Source organism: Lysinibacillus telephonicus, from assembly GCF_039654155.1.
GTDB classification, from domain to species: Bacteria; Bacillota; Bacilli; order Bacillales_A; family Planococcaceae; genus Ureibacillus; species Ureibacillus telephonicus.
In genome coordinates, this window is the sequence record NZ_CP155468.1 from 3,448,100 (window position 1) to 3,471,798 (window position 23,699).

Genomic DNA, 23,699 nt, shown 5'->3' on the forward strand with positions numbered 1-23,699 from the left:
CTTAATCTAAAATTTTATTAAAAGTTTCATATGCCCTTTGCGATAAATATTTAGAAGCTTCCATCATTGCCATATCAGTTGAAATAGACTCATTTACTACCGACACAACTTGATGGAAATGCTCGGCTAACATTTGTTTTTCTTGATTTTCAATAAAACCCGAAAGCAAAATTGTTGGAATATTAAATCGCTTTGCACAGTGTAAAACTCCTATTGGTGCCTTCCCATGCAGCGTTTGCACATCAGATTTGCCTTCACCCGTAACAATGTAATGAGCACCCTGTATTTTTTCGCTGTAGTTCATTACTTCTAGAACAAGATGAATTCCCTGATGGAATTGTCCTTGAAGAAAAGCAATTAATGCACTGCCCATACCGCCTGCTGCCCCAGCACCGGGATAGTCATGTAAGCGGATGCCAAATTCTTGTTCAACGACATTTGCCCAATTAGTTAGCGCCTGGTCAAAATAGTCAATTTCATCTACTTTTACGCCTTTTTGTGGACCAAAAATCGCCGTTGCCCCATGTTCACCAATTAATGGATTATTTACATCGCATGCAATAGCAACTGCTGAATCTTTCAATCTTCTATCCCAATTCGTAAAATCAAGCTTTTTCACTTCATATAGTCCATCAATAGATTTTTGTACATCACGTCCATATTCATCTAATAAACGCAATCCCAAAGCTCTTAACATTCCAACTCCAGCATCATTTGTTGCACTACCACCGATACAAATAATAAAATCTCTAAACCCTTGATCTAATGCAGATTTGATTAGTTGCCCAGTGCCAAAACTTGAGGCAATTCTCGGATTTTTCTCATTGTTATGCAACAGTGTTATACCTGAAGCTGAAGCCATCTCTATGACACAAGTTGATTGATTGCCAAGTACACCAAAAGAGGCTTCGATTTCCCGCCCAAGAGGATCAAGTACTCTCGTTTTTTCAAAACGCCCGTTTGTTGCTAAGACCAATGCCTCCATCGTCCCCTCGCCGCCATCCGCGACAGGCAGCAAAATCGTCTCTACTTCTGGGTTTGCTAGTTTTATTCCTTGTTCAATTGACTCGGCAGCTTCCAATGCTGTTAATGTACCTTTAAAAGAGTCTGGACTTATTACAACTTTCATCCTCTCTCCCCTTTCTCCTCAAATGCCCAAGATGTATTTGAAATCAACAAGTGATTTCAAATTTCATCGAACTTCCTCGAAAAATCGTTGAAGTTAAAGATTTTAAGTTAAAGCGCTTACAATAATTATAGTGACAGATAGTAGAATAAAGCATTATAATGGGTGTACAATTTATCTGTATTAGTACAGTTTTATTTTTATACGGGGTGTATAAAATGCTATCAATTAAATTAGCGGAAGAAATTGTGCATCAAACGATGACAAGACTGCATCATAATATTAATGTCATTAGTCCAGAGGGAGTTATTTTAGCTTCAGGGGATAAGGAGCGAATTGATTCTATTCATGAAGGTGCGATACAAGTTGCCAAAACAGGAATGCCACTTTTAATAGATGAGGAGCTTACTAAACAATTTCAAAATTGTAAACCAGGCATCAACATGCCAATAAAATATCATGATAAGATTCTTGGTGTCATTGGGATAACAGGTAATCCAAAAGATTTGCAGGAAATTTCAAATTTAGTGCAATTAACTACAGAAATGATCGTACACCAAGTGCTAACTGAAAGTGAAAGCGAATGGCAACGGAAAAATGGCGATTTTATTTTCAAAGCATTAATAGAAAATGAACCAATTCAAAGTGAAATTAATGAACGTATTCACAAACTTCCTTTTTCAATGAAGGAACCATTTCAAATTTTGTTAATAAGACAAGCGGGATACGAAGCTATTAATACTCTATCTCTTAATATTGAAAATATTTTATATAAACAACCTGCCCTATTTGGTCAGCTTGATTTAAATGAATATTACGTGTTGTTATGTGGAAGTTCTGTTAATAACTCGGAAAATATTATCAACCAAATTTCAAAGCTTCGAAAAAAACTAGAGATTTATATTGGTGTCAGTCCTGTAGTTCATTCTTTAATGGAAATGTCACATGCATTTAATGGCGCAAAATCAGCTCTCGCCTTTTCAACTAAAAATCAACATGTCACATTTTTTGAAGAGGTAGAGATTTATACTCTATTAAAAAATAGAACTAGTTATGATGTTAATAAATTTTTAACGAGAATATTAAATGGATTAACTGAAAAAATGATTAGTACTTTAGAAGCGTTTTTTGAAAGTAATCTTCAATTAAATATATGCGCTGATAAATTAGGTATACATCGACACACCCTTACTTATCGATTAAACAAAATTTATGAATTAACTGGGTACCAGCCACAAAATTTTGAAGATGCATTTGTATTAAAACTGGCTCTAATGCTTAGTAAGCAGAAGTAAAGTAAACTATCCTTACTAAAAAAATAGCATAGTCGTAAGGAATACAAAGGTCTACTAATTTAAATCCATGGCTATTGAAAACAAAATAACCGCCAATTTATTAGGCGGTTATTTCCATTTATGTTTTTAACCCTTATTTAAGGAAGAGTGACAACAAAGTCTTCAAATACAAAATCCGTATCTTTAAAAGGGGGGAGTTCAGTTATTACTTCTTTGCCTGCAGCATCGATTTCCACACTACTTCCTCCCTGATGGAATTTAAAATACGGAATAACTGTTAATGTCTTAACATCAGCTGTAACTGAATCAAATAATCGTGTACCCGTCATTTGTTCCTTTCCATTGATTGTTTGAATTTTGCTGCTACCTGAATAAGACAATAGTTCTTTTCCTTTATCATCGATTACTTCAAAATCTAAATATCCATTAGACAAGTAATTTTTTTCTGCATCTGAACTTGCACTAAAAGTAAATTGAAACCCAGTTGGACCTATTTTTAAATCTGTAACAGCAAGTTCAATTCCTTCAACTTCCTGGGAATGATTAATGGCAACAGATTGAACATTTGCTTTTACATTGACTGGAGTCGAAAAATCCCACTGCTTGCCGTCTTTACTTATAAAAGTAACTCCAAGTGTAAATTCCTCAGGTAAATCATCAATTGAATCTATGTTAATAATGCCAGTTCGATAGTTTGGTGATATTTCCGTCTCCCGATAAGTACTAGCATTTGAAAATCCTTTTCCATTTATAGTGATGTTAGGTCCAGAGGATAAATAAAATTCCTCAATCGGATTGTCAGATGTCATTGAAAATCCTATCGTTAAACGTGTCTCGTCATAAAAGACTTCGTCGAGTGTAATAGACATTCCGCCAATACTCTTTGTCGCACCTACTACATTTGTTAAACCTTGCTCATTTACATGCTCTAACCCTGGCTCCCCAGACTCACTAAATACTGTTCCTATAATCGGAATCTTTGAAACAATATTCGCCATAGCAGGAGAAAAAGATGCTGAACTCATTAGCAAACCAAACCCAACAATAGCAGCACTAGCGCAATAAGCAGCTTTCTTTCGGAAAGACCTTCTTCTTTTCTGCTTATTTGTTTGAACCGTTTTTAATATGATTTCATCCAATTTATCAACTGGAACTTGGATACTATCAATCTCTTCTTTAAACAACCGAATTTTGTCTGTCATCAAAATATACCCCCTTCAACTTTGACCTTAGTACTTCTAATCCGCGCCGAATATTCGTTTTTACCGTACCTTCAGGACAGTTAAGAAATGCAGCTATTTGCTTAACTGTATAATCCTCGTAAAAACGCAGCAGCAAGACCGTTTTGTATTTCTCCTCAATTTCATCCATAGCCTGAAGAAGATCAAGCTGTTCTTCATTTTGGGAATGCTCAGTAGTTCCTATATATTCAAGAGCTTCATTACTTAGTGAAACTAACTTTTGCTTCTTCTTTAATGCTGCTATCGCTGAATTAATTAAAATTTTCATTACCCAAGTTGAAAAATAATCGTTATTTCTCAGTGTATGAATCGAAGTAAGGGCTTTACAAAGACTTTCTTGAAACACTTCGAGAGCATCGTCTTCATTTCGCATATACATATATGCCATTCTATACATCTTTTCTTTTTCTTCGTGGATCAATGTTTGAAATGCTTCAAAATCTCCTTTCTTAGCACGCTTTACTAACTTTAATTTTCTTTCCAATCCACACCCTCCTTTCTTCTTACTTATTAGAGAAATTGGTGCATCAAAATGATTCAAATTTAATAAAAAAAACGGCATCCATTATTGGAAGCCGTTTTTTAAAAAGACTTAATTTTGTGATCGCCTTTTCACTTTTATAAGAAACAATAAACATATTATTATAACGATTAAAATAATGATAGGTACAACGTTGGTAAATAAATTCCTCCAATGAAAAGGCGCTTTTTGGATATATACTGCCTTTTGCCACACACCGTCTTCTACTTCAACAGCAATTACAGATGAAGTTGGTATGTCATTAATTTTAAAATACTTTGTACCTTTTGGATAACTATTTGAAGCATTTCCATAGTAATCTCCGGACATATCATTCGGTCTTGTTTCTACTTCCCCAATACTCTCGCCTATTTCACTTTCTAGGAGTTTTTCTTCGGTAACTTTATAAACTTTCCCATCCCATACAACAAATGCATATGCCCAGCTGAGAGCCTGAACAGACGATGAATACATAAATATAAATAGTAAGAAAAACAATACTACTTTTTTCAAAGTTACCAACTCCCCTTTATGAGCCAATCCAAATTAATTGCTTCATATATATCATTCTACAAAAAGAGCATTTTTCCTTGATTAGAATAAAAACAATCTATAAATGAAGATTAAACTTTACAAATATTAGTTTTTGAATAGCTAAAAGGAATCCCCAAGAGGCAACTCCTGCTAAAAATGCAATAAGGAAGGAAAAGGAGTTTTTCAACATCACATATATGACAAGCAACATTATAATCGTTGCCGGCAACCCGATAATAACTCCCATTGTAAAAGTTTGAATTTGCTTTATTGTTTCACCTTGTATAGTTAGCCAAAATATACTGAGAAGGCTGATTAGCGGCAGTGCTGCGATAATACCGCCATAAAGAGGGAATTTTTTAGCAAACTCAGTTACAAGTGCAATGATGACAGCTGACGTAAAAAGTTTAATCCATACCATTATTTCGCTGCCTCGCTCAACAACCGAAATGCTTGTAAAATTAACTGTTGATCCTCTTCACTTAGCTTATTCAATGTTGCTTGTAATTTTTGCTCATCTAATTCAGTGTTTTGCTTAACGATTTGTAACCCTTCCTCAGTTAACTGCAAGTAAACTTTTCGTTGATCCTCTTCTGAGCGCTGTTTTATAATCCAGCCATGATTCACGAGCTTTTTTACATGTTCTGATGCCGTGTTATGCGAAATCCCCAATGCTTCTGATAAAAAACGAACGGTTACGGAATGTTCTTTTTGAACTATTTGCAAAATCCGTACGCTTTGGTGGGAAATCATCTGTTCATGCTTTGGATGAAGATGATAATAAATATCCGTAAAATAAGTGTTAAGTTCCATATAGCACCTCTCAATTACATCGTTGTAACAGATTATATCGTATAATGCGATATAATTGAAGCTTTTATTAATCTGGTTCTATGTCAAATGTTGGGGTGAAGTGATATTACACGGCACCCCGATTATCCTAAATGAACCCCAATTTTCTTATATAAATTATTTAATAAAATTTTCGCTTTAAAGTGTTCATAGCTTCTAAAACCATAAGCATTGCGCTTCAAAACTTTTGATTTATTATTAATTCCTTCTAAAAAACCATTTGAATATCCAAAACTTAAACTATTTAAAATTTCAACTTGCCAATTTTTTAGCGTTTGAATAGCCTTTAAAAATGCCGGAATATTTGCTTCTTCTACCTTTCGGTAAAAGGCTTCTAATCTTTTTTTTATTTCTATCAAATCATTTGAAGTTTTTGCCCAATCAAACCATTCGCAGTAAGCTTCTTTTAATTCATAGGCTTGCTTTAGTTCCTTCGACATTCCTATGTAACGATTTAAGTACCAACGATTCGTTTCTGTTAACTTATCAAATCGTTTATATAGTACGTGACGCATTTTCTTACATTTCTTTCGATCATATGCATGCCATTCTTTTTGAACATTTCGACGTACTTCATCTAGTGCCCAGTAAATATAACGACAATAATGAAAGCGATCCGCAATAATAATCGGGCGATTTAACGCCTTCCTAACTGCTGCTTTAAAGCTTGGATTCATGTCCATAACCACAATTTCTACATCTGCACCGTATTTCATCAAGTAATCCTTAATGGTTTCTTTTCTACGATTTGGTAAAATATCAATTGGTTCATGTGTTTCCGCATTGGCAATAATTAATTGATAAGTTCCCGCATCGGTATCTGCTTTATATTCATCAATCGCGATACATTTTGGTAAATGAACCCCTTCATTTAATTGTTCCTTTACTACTTCTTTAAAGCGACGAATCACTGTTGAGCTTGATGTACCAAGTACTTCAGCTGCTTCTTTAAATGTTTTTGCCTTTATTGAACGGATTCGTACAACTTGATTCCATTCTTTCGAGAAACGTTGATATTTATCCACGAAAGGGGATTTTTCTGAAAAACGTTTCCCACATTGGCATACATAACGACGACGTTTATAAAAAAGGACGGTTAATCGTTCAAACCATTTTAAATGATTAATTTTTTGAATTCGATAATCATGGACTTTTGATGTTATATTCTTGCATGCTGGACATTGATGTTCTTTTTTTGGTATGGAAACGTGTAGAACAATACGTTCCCCCATCTCCTCCACCTTATGAACAGTTACACCTTTTAATCCTGGAATATTCATGTTAAAATTCATTTGCACGTATCACCTTTCATTGCTTGTTTCTCGACAATTCAAGTATATAGAAATCGGTGATTACGTGCTTTTTTATTTATGAAATTTTTTCAAACCCCAACAAATATTATAGAGCCATTAATCTTAAGTACTATAAAAGCCGAATTTCTCCGTATTAGAACGAGAAATTCGGCTTTTTCAATCTCTAGCTTCACTTGAAAGAATTATTTAATATAAACTTTAATAGTTTGAGTTTTATCGTCAATTGTTAATGTAAGATTGAATGAATCACCTATAGTAAGTCCATCTTCACCTAACTTAATTGTCATACTAGTAGTACCATTTGAAGAAACGATATTTTTATCATTATCTGAAATAATATCAGTAATAATCGGTTTAATATAGTCCGAAGTTCCGTCATAGAATTCTACTTTGCCAGTAGAATTATTAATTGAAATAGGTTTATTATTATACTGATCCTTTATTTCAATTGTTCCTTCTTCAACAAGCTCTTCAATGATTTCGCTAGCTGTTAATATTAGATCTTCAGAAACATCATTATATTCAATTTCTATCTCTTCTAAAGTTTTTTTAGTTAGTCCACTAGTATCATTAACCTTGAAACTATTTGCGATTGCATCTTCACGAGCAAGAGTTAAAGTATATCTAATCGTCTCTCCTGTGTCGTTGATTGTAACAACAATATCAGCTTTATATTGATCCGTTTCATTATCTAATATGTCATCAGCTTCAATTGTTGCAGTATCTGCAGTTACTTTTTTGCCATCGGTACTTAAATATTCGCTTTCAGCATGTATATTATATTTACTGTTTGGAATATCAACTTCACGATCTCCGATGAGGCCAACTACTTTGATTCCTGCATCATCGACTTTGACAAATTCATCTCCACCGTATAGAAGTTTATCACTCTTTACTTTAAATGAATCGAAATCTTCCATTTCAATTGAACGGAAGGTAACATCAAATTTATCTTCAATTACATTCCCTTCAACATCACGAGCTACTAACTTAAATTGGATTGTAGCACTACCTTCTTCATGAGACTTTACCACGAATTTATGTGATGTATTCGTAACAGTGAAAATGTCTTTATTAGATGAAGTTGCACTTATTTCATAGTATTGGTAGCCGTTCACACCACCAGGCTTTTCAGCAGTACCTACTGATTTTTTATTAAAAACGCGACCATATTGATCTTCCAGAACTAACTCTTCATCTCTTGAATCACCTAATAAAACATAATTATGAACTAAACTTTTCACACTTGTGATTCTTGCTGGATGTGCATTAGGTTCCACTAGTAATGTTAATGTATTTTCAATCCCTGATTGATCTACTTCGATATCAATATCGTAATCTTCTGCTTCATCGGTGAAATTATCAGCAGTTTCAAATTTTAAATATACTTTTTCTTTTTCTTTTACAAAAGTAAACACACTTGAAGCCTTGCCTGATAATTTGGTTAGACCGCTATCCCAATCGATGATAATTTTTTCATCCTTTAAATCTTCATTCAACGCTTTTATATCTGTAATTAACTCACCATTTTGATCAGTTGCAGTAACAGGTAATTTTACAGTTTCATCACCAGCAATCACTTCACCTGGTGAACTTAGTTTAATCTCATATACTTCAGAACTGTGTTCAACCGTGTAGGTTTTACTTGTGATCTCACCTGTAGCCTTCGCACGGAATTCTACAATATTTTCTCCGCCAACTAAATCTTCTGGGTCATCAATTACTAATTTCAATGCAAAATAGTATTCTCCATCAACATTCATAACTTCGATTTTATCTTCGTCTTCTAAATCGAAAATATCCTTATTTGATACACTTGCACGAATTCCTCTTTGTACTTCATCTAAAATTGTTGTATCGCTTGTTGAAGATGAAGATTTAACATCATCTGCAAATTCAGCATCAATATCGACTCCATACTGATCTTTAACATTGAAAAGTAAGTAAAATTCTTCTACTGCATTTTGACCAGCAGCGTCTTTAAGGTTTTTAGTAGTTAATTCTTTATTGCCTGAATTATAAATACTTAATAATTCTACTGAACCCGGCTCACTTATGTCTGATAATTGTACATCTTGATTTACATCAATCTCAAAGTCACCATTTTTATATGTAAATTCTACTGAACCAGTTTTATCATCATCTTCGTCTTTTTCAACCCATACAATGAATTTTCCATTTTCAACAGTGATATCATCTTTGTTAACATCGATACCACGAACTCGTTCATCCACAAAACGGTTAGCATTAATATTTTTTGTTATATCTTCACCGTATTGGTTTAAGGCTTCAAAAGCGATTACTGCTTGGTTATAATCACCTTTTGTTTTACCAGTAAACACTAATTTATTTGATAAAAAATGAATATCTGATACCTCTTCACGAGATGTTGTTACTGAAGCAGTTAAATCTTTTTTTGCAACACCACTTACTGTTAAGCTATAAGTTCCGTCAGAGAATTTATGGTCAACTGTTATAACTGCTTTCGTTTTTTCTTCGTTCCACTCAACTTTGCCTACTGTAATCGCCGTAGTACCACGAGTTACTGTAAATTTAGCAGTGTCTGCGGATGTTACTGCACCGTCAAATTCAACTGTTAATTGACTTACAGCAGTTGCCGCTAATGATTTAATTGTAACTTCAGCAGCTGGTTTAGCAGAAGCATTTAATGTACGATTTAAAAATGATGCAAATTGTGCACGAGTCACCGTTTTTTTCGGTTGAAAGTTGTCTACGTTAGAAATGCCAATGTTACGCAAAGCTTGAATTACTCCACGAGCTTCTTCCTTGGCTGCTGCCAAGTCAGCAACAGTTAAGCTTTCCGAACCTGCTGCTAATTCCACTAAAGATTTGCCATAAACCACTTTGTAGGCACGGTCAAAAGTAAGAGCCATGTTTTCACGAGTAATGCTGTCTGCAGCGTTTAAGTTGCCGTCAGTGCCGATGAATATACCGTTATCTTTAACTAGTGCAGCATATTTCACCAATTCTTGGTCAACTGCATCTACAGCAACATCATCGAAACGTTGAACTGTATTATAATCAGCTGGGAATTCGAAACCTTGAGATTCGACCCATTTACCAAGCATTTTAACAACCTGACCACGAGTTAATTCCGCGTTTGGTTTAAAAGTTCCGTCCTCGTACCCATTGATAATGCCAGCTTCAACTAATGCGCTAATATTCTCGGCATGCGAGTTTGCTGCATCAACATCTGGAAATGTTGATGCAGCCGAAACAGCTGGTACAATCGCAGACGCTACTAAAGAAGCTGTTGCCGCAGTTGATAGGAATTTTTTGTATTTTTTTGGTTGGTTAGTCATTAGAGAAATTCCTCCTGTATTTACTAGATTTAATAATGTTATCGATTCGTATTTAATTACCACTTATTCTATGTATGACTTCTCAGTTGATATTGATAATCATTATCATTAAGAATGATTATAGCATTCCTTTTGTTTTCGTCAATACTTTCCAAATTTTTATTTTCTAAAAAATTGTTTTAAAGAATGCTAGAAATCAAGCTAAACTGTACATATAAGAGTAATTCGAATTTCTCATTCTATTATGTCCCGATAAGGGGGGAATTCAAATAACAAATCGAAATTTTTAACCAATTATTTACAATCTGTTTAATTATATAAGGTTGAATCTATTTTTACATGATGCTTTATCACTACACTTGTTATAGTACTTTATTTCGAACTAATAGTTTTAATACTGCATAGCCAAGGACAGCCCCTACAAATGAACTTGCAATAAAGGCTGGAAGTAAGCCAAATAATGTTGTATCCTGCCCTAACAATAATACTCCAATCGGATAAGTAGCCATCGCTCCTAAAATACCCGTCCCTATAACTTCCCCTGTTGCTGTCAGCTCTAAATTTTTTGTTTTCGTATATAGTACGCCAGCTAACAAAGCACCAATCATGCTGCCTGGATAAGCAAATAAACTCCCAGTCCCTAATAGATTTCGCAATGTTGATGTTAAAAAGGCTTGTATTACAGCATATGCAGGTCCTAGCAATACAGCTGAAATAACATTAGCTAAATGTTGAATTGGGAATGCTTTAGCAAATCCAAGTGGAATATAAATTGTTGTGCTAGCTGCTGTTGTTATTGCCGAAATAATTGCTGTGTAGGTAATCCTTTTCGTTTTATTCATCCATCTTTCCCTCTTTCTTTTGTTAAGCTAAACCACTATCCTGATTAGGATCACAATTCTTTCAACAAAAAAACTATTTACAGAACGTAAATAGGGAAAATGGCAAAAAACGTGTACACTTCCCTACGTTAGTCCTAACTAAATCAGGTTCAAAGGGTACTTCTCAGCCTGTTGGCGCCCCTAGTGTTTAGCTATTTAATTATATTTATCTTAACAATTCCCAGGAATTTTACAACATTATTTGTAATAACATTGAGTATTCCCAATGTTAGGGGGATTAAGATACTATTATATTTTTACGCGGTTTCACATACTTTTTACGCGGGTTTTTGTTGTTTTTACGCGCTTTCGAGCGATATTTACGCGCTTTTACTGCTTTTTTACGTGCTTTGTTATTTTTACGCGGTTTCACATACTTTTTACGCGGTTTTTTGTTGTTTTTACGCGGTTTCACATATATTTTACGCGGTTTTTTGTTGTTTTTACGCGCTTTCAAGCGATATTTAAGCGCTTTTACTGCTTTTTTACGTGCTTTGTTATTTTTACGCGCTTTCAAGCGATATTTAAGCGCTTTTACTGCTTTTTTACGTGCTTTGTTATTTTTACGCGGTTTCACATATTTTTTACGCGGTTTTTTGTTGTTTTTACGCGCTTTCGGACGATATTTACGCGCTTTTACTGCCTTTTTTACGTGCTTTGTTATTTTTACGCGGTTTCACATATTTTTTACGCGGTTTTTTGTTGTTTTTACGCGGTTTTTTCACGTTCTTCGGACGATATTTAAGCGTATTTACTACAATTACATTTTCAATTTTTATGTAGTTTTGTAAATCTTTAAATGTTAGAATCATTAACATATTTCAAAATGAAAGAGGTAAAAATTATGGAGACTTGTGCAGATGTTTTAATCGTTATCGATTTGCAAAATGGCGTATGTTACAGTGGAGATCATTTATTTGATTTAGAAATTTTACTTACTAAAGTAAATAATAGAATCGCCTTATATAGAAAATTACATAAACCAATCATTTTTGTTCAGCACTGCGATGAAGATTTGGTGCCTGAAGGAGAACTTTGGGCTATTAATGCCCATCTAGATGTACAAGAACAAGATTTTTTTGTAAGAAAAACTCATGCAAACTCTTTTTACAAAACGAATTTAAAAAATCTTTTAGACCAATTAGCTGTTCACCATATTGAATTTTGCGGCGCCCAAACAGAATACTGCATGGATGCTACGATTAAATTTGCACATGGATTAGGATATAAAAACTTCATGGTACAAAAAGCAACCTCTACTTTAAATAACCCATATATGTCTGCCAAAGAGACAATAGATTTTTATGAGAATATTTGGAACCACAGATTTTTAGAATTGATAGAAGATGAATCTTAGAGGATTCATCACTTTTTTTATGTAGTACATGAAATCCTATGCAAGCAAAATAAGTGTAATATTGTGTAATCGCGATAAAATTATTTAATTTTAAATCCCAAAACGCATTACACCGTCAGCATCTCTGGACGGTGTAAAAATAAAATTGTTTAATTTTTGGTGCAATTGCTGAATAACACGTCTTAGATGTTACAATAAGGTCGTTTGAAACTCTCAGTTTTATTCAACAATAGCGCCCGATGTTGAACAACTTATGGAATTTCTTTATGTTTTATAGCATCAAGATTATTAACTCCCATTTGTTCAAATCTAATTACTAACCAAGGAATCACTATAAGTGTAATTTTATACTTGTATTTTCAACTTGAACTTTTAGTAAAAAAAGCACAATTCTTTTTAAAGAATGGCACTCCCAAAACGATTCCATATACAAATTGTTACTGATGAAAGGCTATTAGCTAAAAAAGGAATTTCATCTGCTATAGATCCAGATGCCCGATTTGGACGTAAGTCCATATCAAAATCCTTTTTCGGATATAAAACACATTTAACAATGACAGAAGAAGAAATTATTACAGATTTAGTTGTTACATCTGGGAATGAAGATGATGGAAGGCAATTACAGACTTTAGTAAATAACTCTCGAAACAAACATCTGACTATAAAAGAAGTTTTTGCAGATACAGCATACTCATCAAAGGATAACTTATCTTTTCTACAAACAGAAAACATAAAGGCCAATATTCCACTAAATCCAATTGTTTACGGTCAACGCAAAGGGACCCATAAACGAATTGAACATAAAATGCTGAACTTAAGAACGCACATAGAATGACCAGGGCAAAATACCGTGGTCTATTTGGCATGAAAATGCAAGCGTATCTCACTGCATTTGTTGTAAATGTAAAAAGAATGATAAAACTACAGGAAGCCAACTAAGGGCTTTTTATAGGCAATAATGACAAAAAAGTCTCTGGTAATAAAAAATTTAAATTACTAGAGACTTTTTTGTAGTATTTTTTAAAGTTTCTTTCTTTTTGCAGTGCCCTCTTTTAAAAGAATTACGCTCGATTATGGGAGCCGTTAATTAAGCTAAAGTAACTGTTACTTCAATAACGGTTTTTGTTAGACTCATTTTGAATCCCACATTTAATCCTCTAAATAATCAAATTTTCTCGCGTGTTCTACTTCCCGAATGGAAACTTGACGTGTTAATTCATCTGTTTCAGAGATGTGGTAGGAATCCCATTCGTCATTAACGGCAATTTCTTCCGGGTCTTCGTATAATTCATCATAATTATCAAAATCCCCTTCAAAATCAGACGGTGTTTCGGATGTTCCATATTTTGCTACAACTTGAAACGTATCTTCATAATCATGAATATCATCCTTGTCATCTCGGCCAGAAAAAGAATTGTCAACTGGAGGAAGAATCACCTGCTCTTCAACCGGTCGATCTGTTGGTATATCTTTTGCATCCGTATGTTCAATACAAAAAGAGGTATAGGGCAGTGCCACCAATCTTTCATATGGGATATCTTGAAGACAAACTTCACATACGCCATAGGTTCCATCCTCAATCTTTTGTAAGGCAGTATTTACTTTTGCTAACTCATCATCGTCATGGACTTTTAACGCCATATCTTTTTCACGTTCGTATAATTCGGTACCTAGATCTGCAGGATGATTATCGATTGTTGACAACTCATCAACAGAATCCCGTAGACTACCACGTTCTAAATATTCATCATCTGTATCCATTTTTCGTTGGAGCGAGTATTTTTGCTCAATTAGCATATTTTTTAACTTTGTTATCTTCTTCTCGTTTAGAATAGTCATCACGTCCTTTTTATTATTATGAACAAATTTTGATTGGAGTATTTGTCTAAGGAAAAGTTTAAATAAAGACAAGAACAATTTATAAAATTCACAACATCTTCAAGGCTTTCAACTAGAAATCAATTATCTTTAAAGGCGTTGCTTCAACATCAACCCTTAAACGGAAAAAGACACATTCCTTGTAAAGAAATGTCCCAGATTGTTGAATATCAAAAAATAAAGCTGTTAAATGGTAATAATAAAAACGAACGCTCATCCTTTTTCAAGAATAGCGTTAGTTTAGATTTGGAATTTAAATTAATGATTTTATACTCCGAAGGTAGGACTCGAACCTACGACCAATCGGTTAACAGCCGATTGCTCTACCACTGAGCTACTTCGGAAAGGTGTTATGGCCTTTATTTCCTACTTGATTATACTTGCCAAACATAAATCAATTTATACTATTAATTCTTTTTGTTAAAGAGTTTCTGTAAATCCTTGTTTTTCAGATATTTCCCTCGAGGATTTTATACTTCATTACGGAGAGCAATCCATTCGATTATTAAGATATTCTTTTAGTTATCAAAAATAATAAAAACCCAGAATAATTTATGAAAAAGCGAAATTATTCTGACGTCAGATAAGCGTAATTATACAACTTCTCGTTAATCTATAATATGTTTAATTACCGCTTGTTATTATGGTTGTCATTGTTGTTACAGCCAAATCTTCAGCAAACTCCTCACGGTTGTTACGGTTGTCAGCATCATTTTTTTGATGGTTGTTACGCTGGTTGTTGTTGTTTCACCTCCACAATTAAATATAATTTGAAAGTTTATTACTATAGGTAGGCAATTAATAATGGGTATACAATTCCATGCTTTTAACTTCGAATTTACTCCAAGGTTGTTTTCTCCACTGATTGAGTGATGAATACTTTACGTCTAATTGTTAGTATGTTTTTCATGCTTCTGGTATCAATTGTAGCTAAAGTAGTTTATTCCGCAGTATGGCTCAATTGTTGAATAACATGACTGGAGTTTTTTATTATAAATTAAACGACTTTACTGTAAATTAATTATATATCTGTACAAATATCTTATCGGAAAATTTTATTAATAAAAAACTACCAAAAATCAGTATACCCGCCCTAAATAGCCTTTTTTTAAGGTGACAAAACTGTTTAATCCTATAAACAATTAGTGTGATAATTAAGCCAAATAAAAAATGTACATAACTAAGTTGATTTTAGTTATGTACACTTTTATCTTTTCCCTAATGAGGCTTAGCAGTTCCCTAACAAATTAAAGTGTTGTCTGTTGAACTTCTTCTTTTTTATCTTTCGACATGAACCAACCTACTGCAGCAATTATGATTAACACTGCATAGAAGATTAGTTTCCATTCAGTAGAGTGAGCAAAATCATGGGATATAACCCCGATTTCAGGGTGACCCAGCGTTAACACCGCTAGCTTTACTCCTACCCATCCAACAATTGCAAAAGCTGCTATTTCAAGACCTGGTCTCGATTGTAGCAATTTAACAAACAAGTTTGCTGCAAAGCGCATAATGACTAAACCTATAAATCCACCAATAAAGATGACAAGGAACTTTCCTCCGTCCATTCCGCCAATCTGTGGGAGATTTGTGTTTGGAAGTGTCATTGCAAGGGCTACCGCTGCGAGAATAGAGTCGACTGCAAAAGCGATATCAGCTAACTCAACTTTTATAACTGTGCCCCAAAACCCTGACTGTTTCTTCTCTTTTTCTTCTGTCTCCTCTTGCTCTTCCTTCTTTTTAAACACCAGTTTCCTCACGATATGGTTAATAGCAATGAATAGAAGATATAATGCTCCGATTGCTTGAATTTGCCATACATCGACAAGGAAGGAAATAATAAATAATGAAGCGAAACGGAAAACAAAAGCTCCAGCTAACCCATAAAACAGTGCTTTTTTCCTATCTTGTTCTGGAAGATGCTTCACCATAATCGCTAAAACAAGTGCGTTATCAGCTGCAAGCAATCCCTCAAGAGCAACTAATAATAATAATACCCAACCATACTCCATTAAAATCGATATATCCAACGTATTAATCCTCCTTAGGATAGTTTTATACACAAATCCATTTTCATTTCTCAAATTTAATTCAAAACACTTACGAAAATTAATTTATCCTACCTTCATCTATCATCTCCATTTCAAAAAATTCACATATTGAATGTTCTAATTGATCTGACTTAGATTTATATAAACAAAAAACCTTTACCAGACATGGTAAAGGTTTTAAAAAAACAAAAGACCTTTACCTTATTTAGGTAAAGGTCTTGCTAACAATGAGTTCATTGCCAACGAAGCCGGGAAGAAGAAATCTTCCGAAATGACGACTTGGTTGTAAAAGCTACTCCCCTTTAGGAGAACTATTCAAATATTAACTTAAATATATGATAATAATGATCCTTTGTCAATAGTATATCAAAAATTACATTTAGGACTACAAAAGGGATAAATTCACATTCAAATTTACCCATAAAGTTTTTTTAGTATCATTTTTAATTGATTTTGGACCTGATCGGATGTTGATTTTAACTTCATTTCTATAAAATGGTAATTTATACCTATCCTCTTTTTAAGAAAATATGTAATTATAATTTATATATTATATTGTAAAAAAATGTAATTGTATTTAGAAGATTTTATTTACTGGAATTAGAACATTTGGATTATGTTTAAGCAGGAACAGATTTAACTAATGACTGTTAATTCAAGAGATATCTTATCTATACAACATTATTCCATTGATAAAAAGTAGGGGGAAGGTTAGAATGATTGAACATATTGCTAAATGGTTATTGCTTGCTATACTTATCATCTCATCAATTAGTTTGGTTATTGTCTTTCAATTAGATTACGTAGCTGAGGCGTTAATTGCTAGGGCGCTTCCATTATCTATTGTGATTGGCCTTTCTTCAATAGCTACTTCCATAATTTTTCGGAAGTAGAATAATTACATGTATTAAGGGAGCTTTTTAGGGACCTTACACTTTTTAAAGGTATAGAAAATATATCGGATGATTTACTCAGGGGGGCGTGTTATTGTTCATCCAATATCATGTCTTGACTTTATTTGAACATGTTCTACCTCATCAACTTAAAATTCTAATATAACTTTTCAGTCTTTTGATAATTTTTATCATTCCCATTAATAAATGACAAATTTTTAATCAAGATAATGAATTACGATTTGAATAACGATAATTATAGCGGTTATCCATATTATCATTTCGCTTATAGTCAAAATGGATTGTTTAGGATTATCTGAATATCTCCACTCAAAAAATGCCTTTACTGCAAAATCAATTGTAGTAAAAATGACTAGTACAATTAGTGAAAGTATTGCAGGATATTCCTGAATCTCTATAGAGTAAAAAACTAGTAGAATTAAAATTATTGATGAAGAAATTCTAATTCCCCAATCCACTTTTTTATGTAATTCGTTTATATGGTTATATGAAAATAGTTTCTTTTTCTCTTTTTCAATATTGAATATTTGACAACATACCTTCATTTAAGAATTTCAATTAACTACAACTCTCCCCCTTTATTATATTAAAAACTAGGACTGAAAAGTAAAAATATGGTACTAATAATTTGATAAAATAAAAACAATCCAATTACTATACGAATAGAACTGCTAAAGGTAAGCTATTTATTGTTTTTCAAGGATATCTTTTATTTTCTTCAAGTCTTTCATATTGGCTTTCCTCATCATGGTGGTCATGAATGGAGAGAATAGTTTATTAAAACCCGTAGGATTGCCTTTATTTGATAATGTCATACGCGTTCTTTTATCATCAATAGCCTGCCAGGTATAAGTAGTTTCCATTGGGAAGGGACCATTTACAGTTTTCATGACTAATTTCTTTCCTGGCTTGAATTCGACAATCTCATAGACATAAGCAAGTTCACGTCCAAGAAACTTTGCTTTAAACGCAATTTGTGATCCTAAAGTGAGTGGTTTCGGCGTTTTCCATTCTGCCGAATGAATATTAACATACCATTCTGGTGCATGATCTGGGTTCGCTGCATATTCAGACACTTTCGAGATTGGGCTATTAATGGTTATTTCAGTAAATACATCCACCATGTTTTTAACTCTTTTCTACGTAATTTTTTAATAATGTGCCAAGAAGATAATCCCAGCCTTCTAAATGCTCTTGTTCCCATTGCTCATATATAACTCCAGAAGCTGTGTGAGAAAGTTGAAGCAGTGTTCCTCCGTCTTTTTCCAGAAGGCGGTAAGTATAGGCGCTATTTATAGCTCCTTGCATACCTAGATGACCAAATAGGCGAATTTCTGTAGGAGAGTGGACATAGTAAACTTTGCCCCATACAGCTCCTTCATTTTCGCCCCAGTTTTCAATAAACTTTCCACCTGGAACCGGATCAAATGTAAAGAAAGAGGATATCCCTTTAGGAGCGACACAAAACTCCCACCAATCCCCCACATTTTTCGTTAATGCCTTAAAAATCTCTTCACGCGATGCATCGATAAATTGCTCTAGTTCAATGCGAAATTCACCCATATTAATTTTCCCTCCTTTTTGTTCCACTGTTGAACATAAATTTATAGAGAGCCTGCCGACTGCATCTATTTCCCTGCCCAGTTGTTTTACATTTCTTGAAAAGGTATCGCGTTTAGTAATTGTGTAACCTAAAAGCAATAGGATGATGAAGCATAATCATTCAACTATACTTATATAATTCCCAAACAGCGATTTTCACATTCCAACAATAAAAAGACGCTATCTCATTTGAGACAACGACCTTTTTCTAAAAATATTTGTTAGTGCATTAGTTCCTGTATTTTACTTACTACTAGATGAGTAGCAATAAATGCTAGAAAATAAACTATTACTTGCATTTCTTCAGGCACTAATGCTAAACCTCGAATCATGGCAGTTATTAAAAAAGGAATTAATATTATACATCCTAAATATACTTTTAACCTTAAATTCATTTTAACGACCCTTTCATTTTCAAAAGAGGATTTGGATAATCATACTAAAATTTATCATTTTGGTATATTAGTAAACATATTTTTATAAATTCAAAATGACAATCGAAAAAAGAAGCCCTTTTTGAACAAAATTGTTCTAAAGGGCTTCATATAGGGGGCATCAAAACTAGTTTTTTTAATTCTCAAGTTTAAACTTCATATACATTTATTTATGCAAACTTCTATTCCATGCAATCGCTTCGTTCGTAATTGCTTCCCAATTTTTTGATTGGAGCCATTCTTTTTTTATAAGATCACTGCCAGCTCCGACAATTTGTGCTCCTGCATCTATATATGATGATGCTGTTTCGAGATTAATACCACCAGTTGTCATAATTTGAATATGCGATAATGGTCCCTTTACATCTTTAATGAACTTGGTTCCTAGAGAAGAGGCTGGGAAAAGCTTTATTATTTTTGCTCCTGCACTATATGCAGTTTGCATTTCAGTTGGTGTAAATACACCTGGAATAACTGGAATATTCTTTTCAAGACATTTGTTGACTACATCCAAATTTAATGATGGGGAAACGATAAATTCTGCACCTGCATCAATAGCTTTTTCACAATCTTCCACTGTTAAGACTGTTCCTGCACCAACTACTAAAGTACCGTCATTTTGTTGCTTCACTTCACGAATCATTTCAACAGCGTTTTCAGAATCCATTGTAATTTCTACGGCTTTTATTCCACCATCCTTCAACGCTTTCACTAGTTCTTGGCAAAGCTCATACGGTATCTTTCGCAAAACTGGTATTAACTGAATACCTTGTAATTTACTATACACGGCCATCTTCCTATCGTTCGATATTTTCGCGTGTTCCTAAAAATACTTCAACATCTTCTAAATAAGGTAACCCTTCATTATCTCCTTCAACTTGAACAACCATTGCTCCAACAGCATTTGCTAAATGAATAGATTTTTCTACAGACCAATTTTGGATAATGCCGTATAGAAAAGCTGCATCAAATCCATCACCAGCTCCTACTGTATCGACAACCTTATTGACTTTAAACCCTGGTACTTGTATAAATCTACTATTCTCTAAATAGGACGCTCCGGACGCTCCATCCTTTACAATTACATGCTCAACATCATAGTTTTGGAGCGCTAGAATTATTTCTTCTTCATTTGCCGTCCCGAATAAAATTTCTAACTCTTCACGGCCTGTTAATAAAAAATCAATATAGGGCAAATAGGATAACAACGTTTCCCGCGCTTGTTCTTTTGACCAAAGCTTTAAACGAATATTCGGATCTAAAGATACTTTTACTCCATGCTGTTTCGCTACTTTTACCGCTTCTAAAATTATTTGGCGATTTTGCTCTAATATTGCAGGAAATACTCCTGTGACATGTAAAATTTTCGTCTTTTTAATATAATCAATTGGCAACTCATCAATTTTAAATGTTTCTGTTGGCGACTTATGGCGGTAATAGAATGTTTTACTATCTCCAGAAGCATGTACTTCTTTAAAATTTAAGGATGTTGGGTAGCCCTCAATTAGTTTAACTTCCGAAACATCTATTCCTTCACCACGGACAGTATTAATAATATGTCTCCCAAATTCATCTTTTCCTAGTCGGCTAATCCATCCTGCTTTTAATCCTAAACGTGCACAGCCTATTATTACATTCAATTCGGCCCCGCCAATTTTACGCTTAAATTCACTCACATAGCGCAATGGACCTTTTTCAGATGGATCAAATGTAATCATGCCGTCTCCAATTGTAATAATATCCATTTCATTACCTCACTCAACTTGATTTAACGTCCCATCCAGCCTCCGTCTACAACTAAAACATGACCAGATACATAATCTGAGGCACGGGATGCTAAAAATACTGCCGTTCCTGCTAAATCATCAGCCTGACCCCAACGTCCTGCTGGAATACGTTCTAAAATAGATTTACTTCGTTCTTCATCATTACGAAGCGCCTCAGTGTTATTAGTAGAAATATAACCAGGTGCAATTGCATTTACTTGGATATTATGCGATGCCCATTCGTTTGCCAATGCTTTTGTCAATCCTGCAACAGCATGTTTACTTGCTGTGTAGCTCGGTACATTAATGCCTCCTTGGAATGACAACAACGACGCAATATTAATAATTTTCCCCGACTTATTAGCAATCATTTGATTACCAATTGTTTGACAAAGGGTAAATACTGAATTAATATTCACATCCAACACACGATTCCATTGTTGTACATCATGTGCAGCAGCTGGTTCACGATAAATGATACCTGCATTGTTTACTAAAATATCAATTTTATATTTATCTAAAATTGGCTGAAGATTTGATTTTAAATTTTCTACATCGCTTAGATCAATTAAAAATGTTTCATAAGTGCCTTGCAATTCAGTAATTTTATTTTGTGTTTCTTGCATATTATCTTGGTGGCCAACTAAAATTAGGTGTGCTCCAGCAGCTGCAAGCCCCACCGAAATAGCTTGCCCAATCCCTGTACGTGCTCCTGTAACTAATGCAGTTTTTCCTTTTAAAGAAAAATAATCTAAATGAAAACTCATATATCTTCTCTCCTTTTCTACTTAATAGAAGCTCTAAATTCCTAAGTATATGTTGTTATCTTCCTAACCAGCCGCCATCGATTGCAATTGTAAAACCATTAATATAATCTGAAGCACTGGATGCTAAAAAGATGACAGCACCTTGCATATCCTGCCCTGTACCCCAACGTCCAGCGGGGATGCGTTCTAATATTTGGCGGCTTCTCACCTCATCATTAATAAGCGCTTCATTCATATCTGTTGCCATATAACCAGGTGCTACACAATTTACATTGACACCTTTAGATGCCCATTCATTTGCTAAAGATTTTGTGAATTGCATAACAGCACCTTTACTTGCAGCATAGGCTGGAACTGTAATACCACCTTGGAATGATAACAAAGAAGCTACATTAATAATTTTTCCTTGCCCTCGTTCTAACATTGGCTTGCCAAAAACTTGGCATAAGCTAAATACAGCGTTAGCATTTACATTCATCACATGTTGCCAATCATCTTGAGGGAACTCTACTGCTGGATGTCTTTTTTGAACACCCGCGTTGTTTACTAAAATATCAATTTTCCCCAGCTTTTCTTCTATTATATTTAGAAGCTCTTTATGCAATTGAATATTACTAATATCAAAAGCAATCGAAACAGCTTTCACACCAAATTTCTCTAACTCTTTTACAACTTCCGGACTTTCCGCTCTTGAAATTATTGCTACATTGGCTCCTGCCTCAGCTAAGCCTAGTGCGATTTCCTTTCCTAATCCGCGGCTGCCGCCTGTAACCACAGCATTTTTACCAGTCAAATCAAATAATCGGTGCATCGGTCTCCTCCTAAAATGCGTATAATACTTTAATAGCATTCGTTGGTGTTGTTAATAATTCGAAGCCTTCCATTGCTTGTTCTGGACTTAAAACATGTGTAATAATTTCTGAGAACTGTGGAACCTCCGTCAATAAATTTAGCGCTAATTCAATATCTCGTTTTGTATAAACCCGAACAAATTGAATAGATAACTCTTTAAACATGCCTTGAATTAAATTCATTTCTGTTGGCTTCTTATATGCTGCAACAATAACAATTGTCCCTTGTACTTTTACTATTTCTGTTACTTGCTTTATTACCGCTGGATGACCTGCACAGTCAAATACATAATCAATTCCCGCATTATTTGTAATACTAGCTAACTCTTTAATAACATCATCTTTCAAAGAGTTAAATGTTTTAAACCCTAATTCTTTAGCCTTTTGTTGGCGAAGCTCATTCGCTTCAATAATGATTACCTCTGATGCTCCATATGCTCGTAGTGTTAAAGCCACACATAAGCCAATCGTTCCGGCACCGTAAACAACCGCACGATCTCCGACTAAAAACTTCGCTGTCCTAACGGCATGTACTGCTACTGCTATAGGCTCTGAGAGTGCGCCTAGCTCTAATGATAGATTTTCTGGCAATGGGATGACTTTATCCTCTTCTACCGCTACATATTCTGCCATTCCACCATCTACATCAATACCAACTAATTTCAAATCATTGCAAACATGAGATTGTCCAGTGGTGCATGGAATGCAGGAGCCACAGCTAATTAAAGGGTTAACCGTTACTTTTGTTCCAATCGGGTATTTAGGGTGTTCACTTTCAATCGTTGCCGAAAATTCATGTCCTAAAATAAGTGGTGCTTTTGCTCGAGGATGTGTGCCTGCAAATATATTTAAATCCGTTCCACAAATTCCTGCATATGCGTTTTTTAATAAAACATACCCTTTAGGCACATTCGGTTTATTTTCTTCTCTACACTCCACTTTATTAGGTGCTGTATAAACAATAGCTTTCATGCTTTTTCGTCCCTCTCTTTAT

At 34.2% G+C, this 23,699-nt stretch carries 24 protein-coding genes, 1 tRNA gene, 2 pseudogenes and 1 riboswitch; of the genes and pseudogenes, 5 read left to right on the top strand and 22 right to left on the bottom strand.

Annotation, left to right across the window (positions count from 1 at the left end):
• Position 1: 1 nt before the first annotated feature.
• A complete protein-coding gene (locus MKY04_RS16715; protein ID WP_126295197.1) occupies positions 2–1,129 on the bottom strand; it encodes a glycerate kinase in 1,128 nt (375 codons plus the stop codon).
• Positions 1,130–1,344: 215 nt separating this feature from the next.
• Between MKY04_RS16715 and MKY04_RS16720 the strand changes: the two genes are divergently transcribed.
• Entirely contained in the window at positions 1,345–2,421 is a 1,077-nt protein-coding gene (locus MKY04_RS16720) for a CdaR family transcriptional regulator (RefSeq protein WP_126295196.1), read from the top strand.
• Positions 2,422–2,558: 137 nt separating this feature from the next.
• Here the strand turns inward: MKY04_RS16720 and MKY04_RS16725 are convergent, their stop codons facing one another.
• The 9 genes from MKY04_RS16725 to MKY04_RS16765 all read right to left on the bottom strand — a co-directional run bounded on the left by MKY04_RS16725 (position 2,559) and on the right by MKY04_RS16765 (position 11,662).
• A complete protein-coding gene (locus MKY04_RS16725; RefSeq protein ID WP_126294699.1) occupies positions 2,559–3,623 on the bottom strand; it encodes a DUF4179 domain-containing protein in 1,065 nt (354 codons plus the stop codon).
• A complete protein-coding gene (locus tag MKY04_RS16730) occupies positions 3,598–4,146 on the bottom strand; it encodes a sigma-70 family RNA polymerase sigma factor (protein WP_346234787.1) in 549 nt (182 codons plus the stop codon). The genes MKY04_RS16725 and MKY04_RS16730 overlap by 26 nt, the downstream gene beginning before the upstream one ends.
• 108 nt (positions 4,147–4,254) lie before the next feature.
• Positions 4,255–4,695, bottom strand: coding sequence for a hypothetical protein (locus MKY04_RS16735; protein WP_126294701.1), 441 nt, complete (start codon positions 4,693–4,695; stop codon positions 4,255–4,257).
• A gap of 97 nt (positions 4,696–4,792) precedes the next feature.
• The gene (locus MKY04_RS16740; RefSeq protein WP_126294702.1) at positions 4,793–5,137 is read right to left on the bottom strand and encodes a DUF3147 family protein; all 345 of its coding nucleotides are present in this window, start codon (positions 5,135–5,137) and stop codon (positions 4,793–4,795) included.
• Positions 5,137–5,529 carry a MarR family winged helix-turn-helix transcriptional regulator gene (locus MKY04_RS16745; RefSeq protein ID WP_126294703.1) on the bottom strand — a complete coding sequence of 131 codons (393 nt, stop codon included), beginning with the start codon at positions 5,527–5,529 and terminating at the stop codon, positions 5,137–5,139. Before MKY04_RS16745 ends, MKY04_RS16740 begins: the two co-directional genes overlap by 1 nt.
• A gap of 122 nt (positions 5,530–5,651) precedes the next feature.
• The gene (locus MKY04_RS16750) at positions 5,652–6,866 is read right to left on the bottom strand and encodes an ISL3 family transposase (protein ID WP_346234469.1); all 1,215 of its coding nucleotides are present in this window, start codon (positions 6,864–6,866) and stop codon (positions 5,652–5,654) included.
• A 197-nt stretch (positions 6,867–7,063) separates the two neighbouring features.
• Positions 7,064–10,204 carry an S-layer homology domain-containing protein gene (locus MKY04_RS16755; protein ID WP_126294704.1) on the bottom strand — a complete coding sequence of 1,047 codons (3,141 nt, stop codon included), beginning with the start codon at positions 10,202–10,204 and terminating at the stop codon, positions 7,064–7,066.
• A gap of 362 nt (positions 10,205–10,566) precedes the next feature.
• Entirely contained in the window at positions 10,567–11,046 is a 480-nt protein-coding gene (gene thiW, locus MKY04_RS16760) for an energy coupling factor transporter S component ThiW (protein ID WP_126294705.1), read from the bottom strand.
• Positions 11,047–11,149: 103 nt separating this feature from the next.
• Positions 11,150–11,238: riboswitch (TPP riboswitch) on the bottom strand.
• Between the two features lie 85 nt (positions 11,239–11,323).
• A complete protein-coding gene (locus MKY04_RS16765) occupies positions 11,324–11,662 on the bottom strand; it encodes a hypothetical protein (RefSeq protein WP_346234788.1) in 339 nt (112 codons plus the stop codon).
• 267 nt (positions 11,663–11,929) lie between these two features.
• Here MKY04_RS16765 and MKY04_RS16770 point away from each other — a divergent pair, with 267 nt between their 5' ends.
• The 3 genes and pseudogenes from MKY04_RS16770 to MKY04_RS22295 form a co-directional block, all read left to right on the top strand.
• Complete coding sequence (locus MKY04_RS16770; protein ID WP_126294708.1) at positions 11,930–12,442, top strand: cysteine hydrolase family protein; 513 nt, start codon at positions 11,930–11,932, stop codon at positions 12,440–12,442.
• A gap of 430 nt (positions 12,443–12,872) precedes the next feature.
• Positions 12,873–13,214, top strand: a pseudogene (locus MKY04_RS16775) (transposase); the annotation flags it as partial.
• An 18-nt stretch (positions 13,215–13,232) separates the two neighbouring features.
• Positions 13,233–13,381 (top strand): annotated as a pseudogene (locus MKY04_RS22295) (transposase); the annotation flags it as partial.
• A gap of 210 nt (positions 13,382–13,591) precedes the next feature.
• On the opposite strand, the gene MKY04_RS16780 reads toward MKY04_RS22295, so the two are convergent.
• The 3 genes from MKY04_RS16780 to MKY04_RS16790 all read right to left on the bottom strand — a co-directional run bounded on the left by MKY04_RS16780 (position 13,592) and on the right by MKY04_RS16790 (position 16,350).
• Positions 13,592–14,275, bottom strand: a complete 684-nt coding sequence (locus MKY04_RS16780) for a TraR/DksA C4-type zinc finger protein (protein ID WP_126294742.1) — start codon at positions 14,273–14,275, stop codon at positions 13,592–13,594.
• 317 nt (positions 14,276–14,592) lie between these two features.
• A tRNA-Asn gene (locus MKY04_RS16785) sits at positions 14,593–14,664 on the bottom strand.
• A 903-nt stretch (positions 14,665–15,567) separates the two neighbouring features.
• The gene (locus tag MKY04_RS16790; RefSeq protein ID WP_346234789.1) at positions 15,568–16,350 is read right to left on the bottom strand and encodes a TerC family protein; all 783 of its coding nucleotides are present in this window, start codon (positions 16,348–16,350) and stop codon (positions 15,568–15,570) included.
• Between the two features lie 737 nt (positions 16,351–17,087).
• Here MKY04_RS16790 and MKY04_RS16795 point away from each other — a divergent pair.
• A complete protein-coding gene (locus MKY04_RS16795) occupies positions 17,088–17,264 on the top strand; it encodes a hypothetical protein (protein ID WP_185807739.1) in 177 nt (58 codons plus the stop codon).
• 218 nt (positions 17,265–17,482) lie between these two features.
• On the opposite strand, the gene MKY04_RS16800 is transcribed toward MKY04_RS16795, so the two are convergent.
• From MKY04_RS16800 to MKY04_RS16840, 9 genes are all read right to left on the bottom strand, one after another.
• A complete protein-coding gene (locus MKY04_RS16800) occupies positions 17,483–17,830 on the bottom strand; it encodes a DUF4181 domain-containing protein (protein WP_346234790.1) in 348 nt (115 codons plus the stop codon).
• 141 nt (positions 17,831–17,971) lie between these two features.
• Positions 17,972–18,409, bottom strand: coding sequence for an SRPBCC family protein (locus tag MKY04_RS16805; protein WP_346234791.1), 438 nt, complete (start codon positions 18,407–18,409; stop codon positions 17,972–17,974).
• Between the two features lie 4 nt (positions 18,410–18,413).
• The gene (locus MKY04_RS16810; protein WP_346234792.1) at positions 18,414–18,848 is read right to left on the bottom strand and encodes an SRPBCC domain-containing protein; all 435 of its coding nucleotides are present in this window, start codon (positions 18,846–18,848) and stop codon (positions 18,414–18,416) included.
• Positions 18,849–19,108: 260 nt separating this feature from the next.
• Positions 19,109–19,282, bottom strand: coding sequence for a hypothetical protein (locus MKY04_RS16815; RefSeq protein WP_185807740.1), 174 nt, complete (start codon positions 19,280–19,282; stop codon positions 19,109–19,111).
• Positions 19,283–19,487: 205 nt separating this feature from the next.
• Complete coding sequence (locus tag MKY04_RS16820) at positions 19,488–20,108, bottom strand: bifunctional 4-hydroxy-2-oxoglutarate aldolase/2-dehydro-3-deoxy-phosphogluconate aldolase (RefSeq protein WP_185807741.1); 621 nt, start codon at positions 20,106–20,108, stop codon at positions 19,488–19,490.
• A gap of 10 nt (positions 20,109–20,118) precedes the next feature.
• Entirely contained in the window at positions 20,119–21,066 is a 948-nt protein-coding gene (locus MKY04_RS16825; RefSeq protein WP_346234793.1) for a sugar kinase, read from the bottom strand.
• A 23-nt stretch (positions 21,067–21,089) separates the two neighbouring features.
• Positions 21,090–21,854 carry a 2-dehydro-3-deoxy-D-gluconate 5-dehydrogenase KduD gene (kduD, locus tag MKY04_RS16830; protein WP_126294716.1) on the bottom strand — a complete coding sequence of 255 codons (765 nt, stop codon included), beginning with the start codon at positions 21,852–21,854 and terminating at the stop codon, positions 21,090–21,092.
• A 55-nt stretch (positions 21,855–21,909) separates the two neighbouring features.
• Positions 21,910–22,665, bottom strand: a complete 756-nt coding sequence (kduD, locus tag MKY04_RS16835; protein ID WP_126294717.1) for a 2-dehydro-3-deoxy-D-gluconate 5-dehydrogenase KduD — start codon at positions 22,663–22,665, stop codon at positions 21,910–21,912.
• 10 nt (positions 22,666–22,675) lie between these two features.
• Positions 22,676–23,677, bottom strand: a complete 1,002-nt coding sequence (locus MKY04_RS16840; protein WP_126294718.1) for a zinc-dependent alcohol dehydrogenase — start codon at positions 23,675–23,677, stop codon at positions 22,676–22,678.
• Positions 23,678–23,699: the final 22 nt, after the last annotated feature.

What these genes read in the sequence shown, in the direction of transcription:
- MKY04_RS16715 (WP_126295197.1), bottom strand. Translation starts at nt 1,129, where the DNA reads ATGAAAGTTGTAATAAGTCCAGACTCTTTTAAAGGTACATTAACAGCA.
- MKY04_RS16720 (WP_126295196.1), top strand. Translation starts at nt 1,345, where the DNA reads ATGCTATCAATTAAATTAGCGGAAGAAATTGTGCATCAAACGATGACA.
- MKY04_RS16725 (WP_126294699.1), bottom strand. Translation starts at nt 3,623, where the DNA reads ATGACAGACAAAATTCGGTTGTTTAAAGAAGAGATTGATAGTATCCAA.
- MKY04_RS16740 (WP_126294702.1), bottom strand. Translation starts at nt 5,137, where the DNA reads ATGGTATGGATTAAACTTTTTACGTCAGCTGTCATCATTGCACTTGTA.
- MKY04_RS16745 (WP_126294703.1), bottom strand. Translation starts at nt 5,529, where the DNA reads ATGGAACTTAACACTTATTTTACGGATATTTATTATCATCTTCATCCA.
- MKY04_RS16755 (WP_126294704.1), bottom strand. Translation starts at nt 10,204, where the DNA reads ATGACTAACCAACCAAAAAAATACAAAAAATTCCTATCAACTGCGGCA.
- thiW (WP_126294705.1), bottom strand. Translation starts at nt 11,046, where the DNA reads ATGAATAAAACGAAAAGGATTACCTACACAGCAATTATTTCGGCAATA.
- MKY04_RS16770 (WP_126294708.1), top strand. Translation starts at nt 11,930, where the DNA reads ATGGAGACTTGTGCAGATGTTTTAATCGTTATCGATTTGCAAAATGGC.
- MKY04_RS16795 (WP_185807739.1), top strand. Translation starts at nt 17,088, where the DNA reads ATGATTGAACATATTGCTAAATGGTTATTGCTTGCTATACTTATCATC.
- MKY04_RS16800 (WP_346234790.1), bottom strand. Translation starts at nt 17,830, where the DNA reads ATGAAGGTATGTTGTCAAATATTCAATATTGAAAAAGAGAAAAAGAAA.
- MKY04_RS16805 (WP_346234791.1), bottom strand. Translation starts at nt 18,409, where the DNA reads ATGGTGGATGTATTTACTGAAATAACCATTAATAGCCCAATCTCGAAA.
- MKY04_RS16810 (WP_346234792.1), bottom strand. Translation starts at nt 18,848, where the DNA reads ATGGGTGAATTTCGCATTGAACTAGAGCAATTTATCGATGCATCGCGT.
- MKY04_RS16815 (WP_185807740.1), bottom strand. Translation starts at nt 19,282, where the DNA reads ATGAATTTAAGGTTAAAAGTATATTTAGGATGTATAATATTAATTCCT.
- MKY04_RS16825 (WP_346234793.1), bottom strand. Translation starts at nt 21,066, where the DNA reads ATGGATATTATTACAATTGGAGACGGCATGATTACATTTGATCCATCT.
- kduD (WP_126294716.1), bottom strand. Translation starts at nt 21,854, where the DNA reads ATGAGTTTTCATTTAGATTATTTTTCTTTAAAAGGAAAAACTGCATTA.
- kduD (WP_126294717.1), bottom strand. Translation starts at nt 22,665, where the DNA reads ATGCACCGATTATTTGATTTGACTGGTAAAAATGCTGTGGTTACAGGC.
- MKY04_RS16840 (WP_126294718.1), bottom strand. Translation starts at nt 23,677, where the DNA reads ATGAAAGCTATTGTTTATACAGCACCTAATAAAGTGGAGTGTAGAGAA.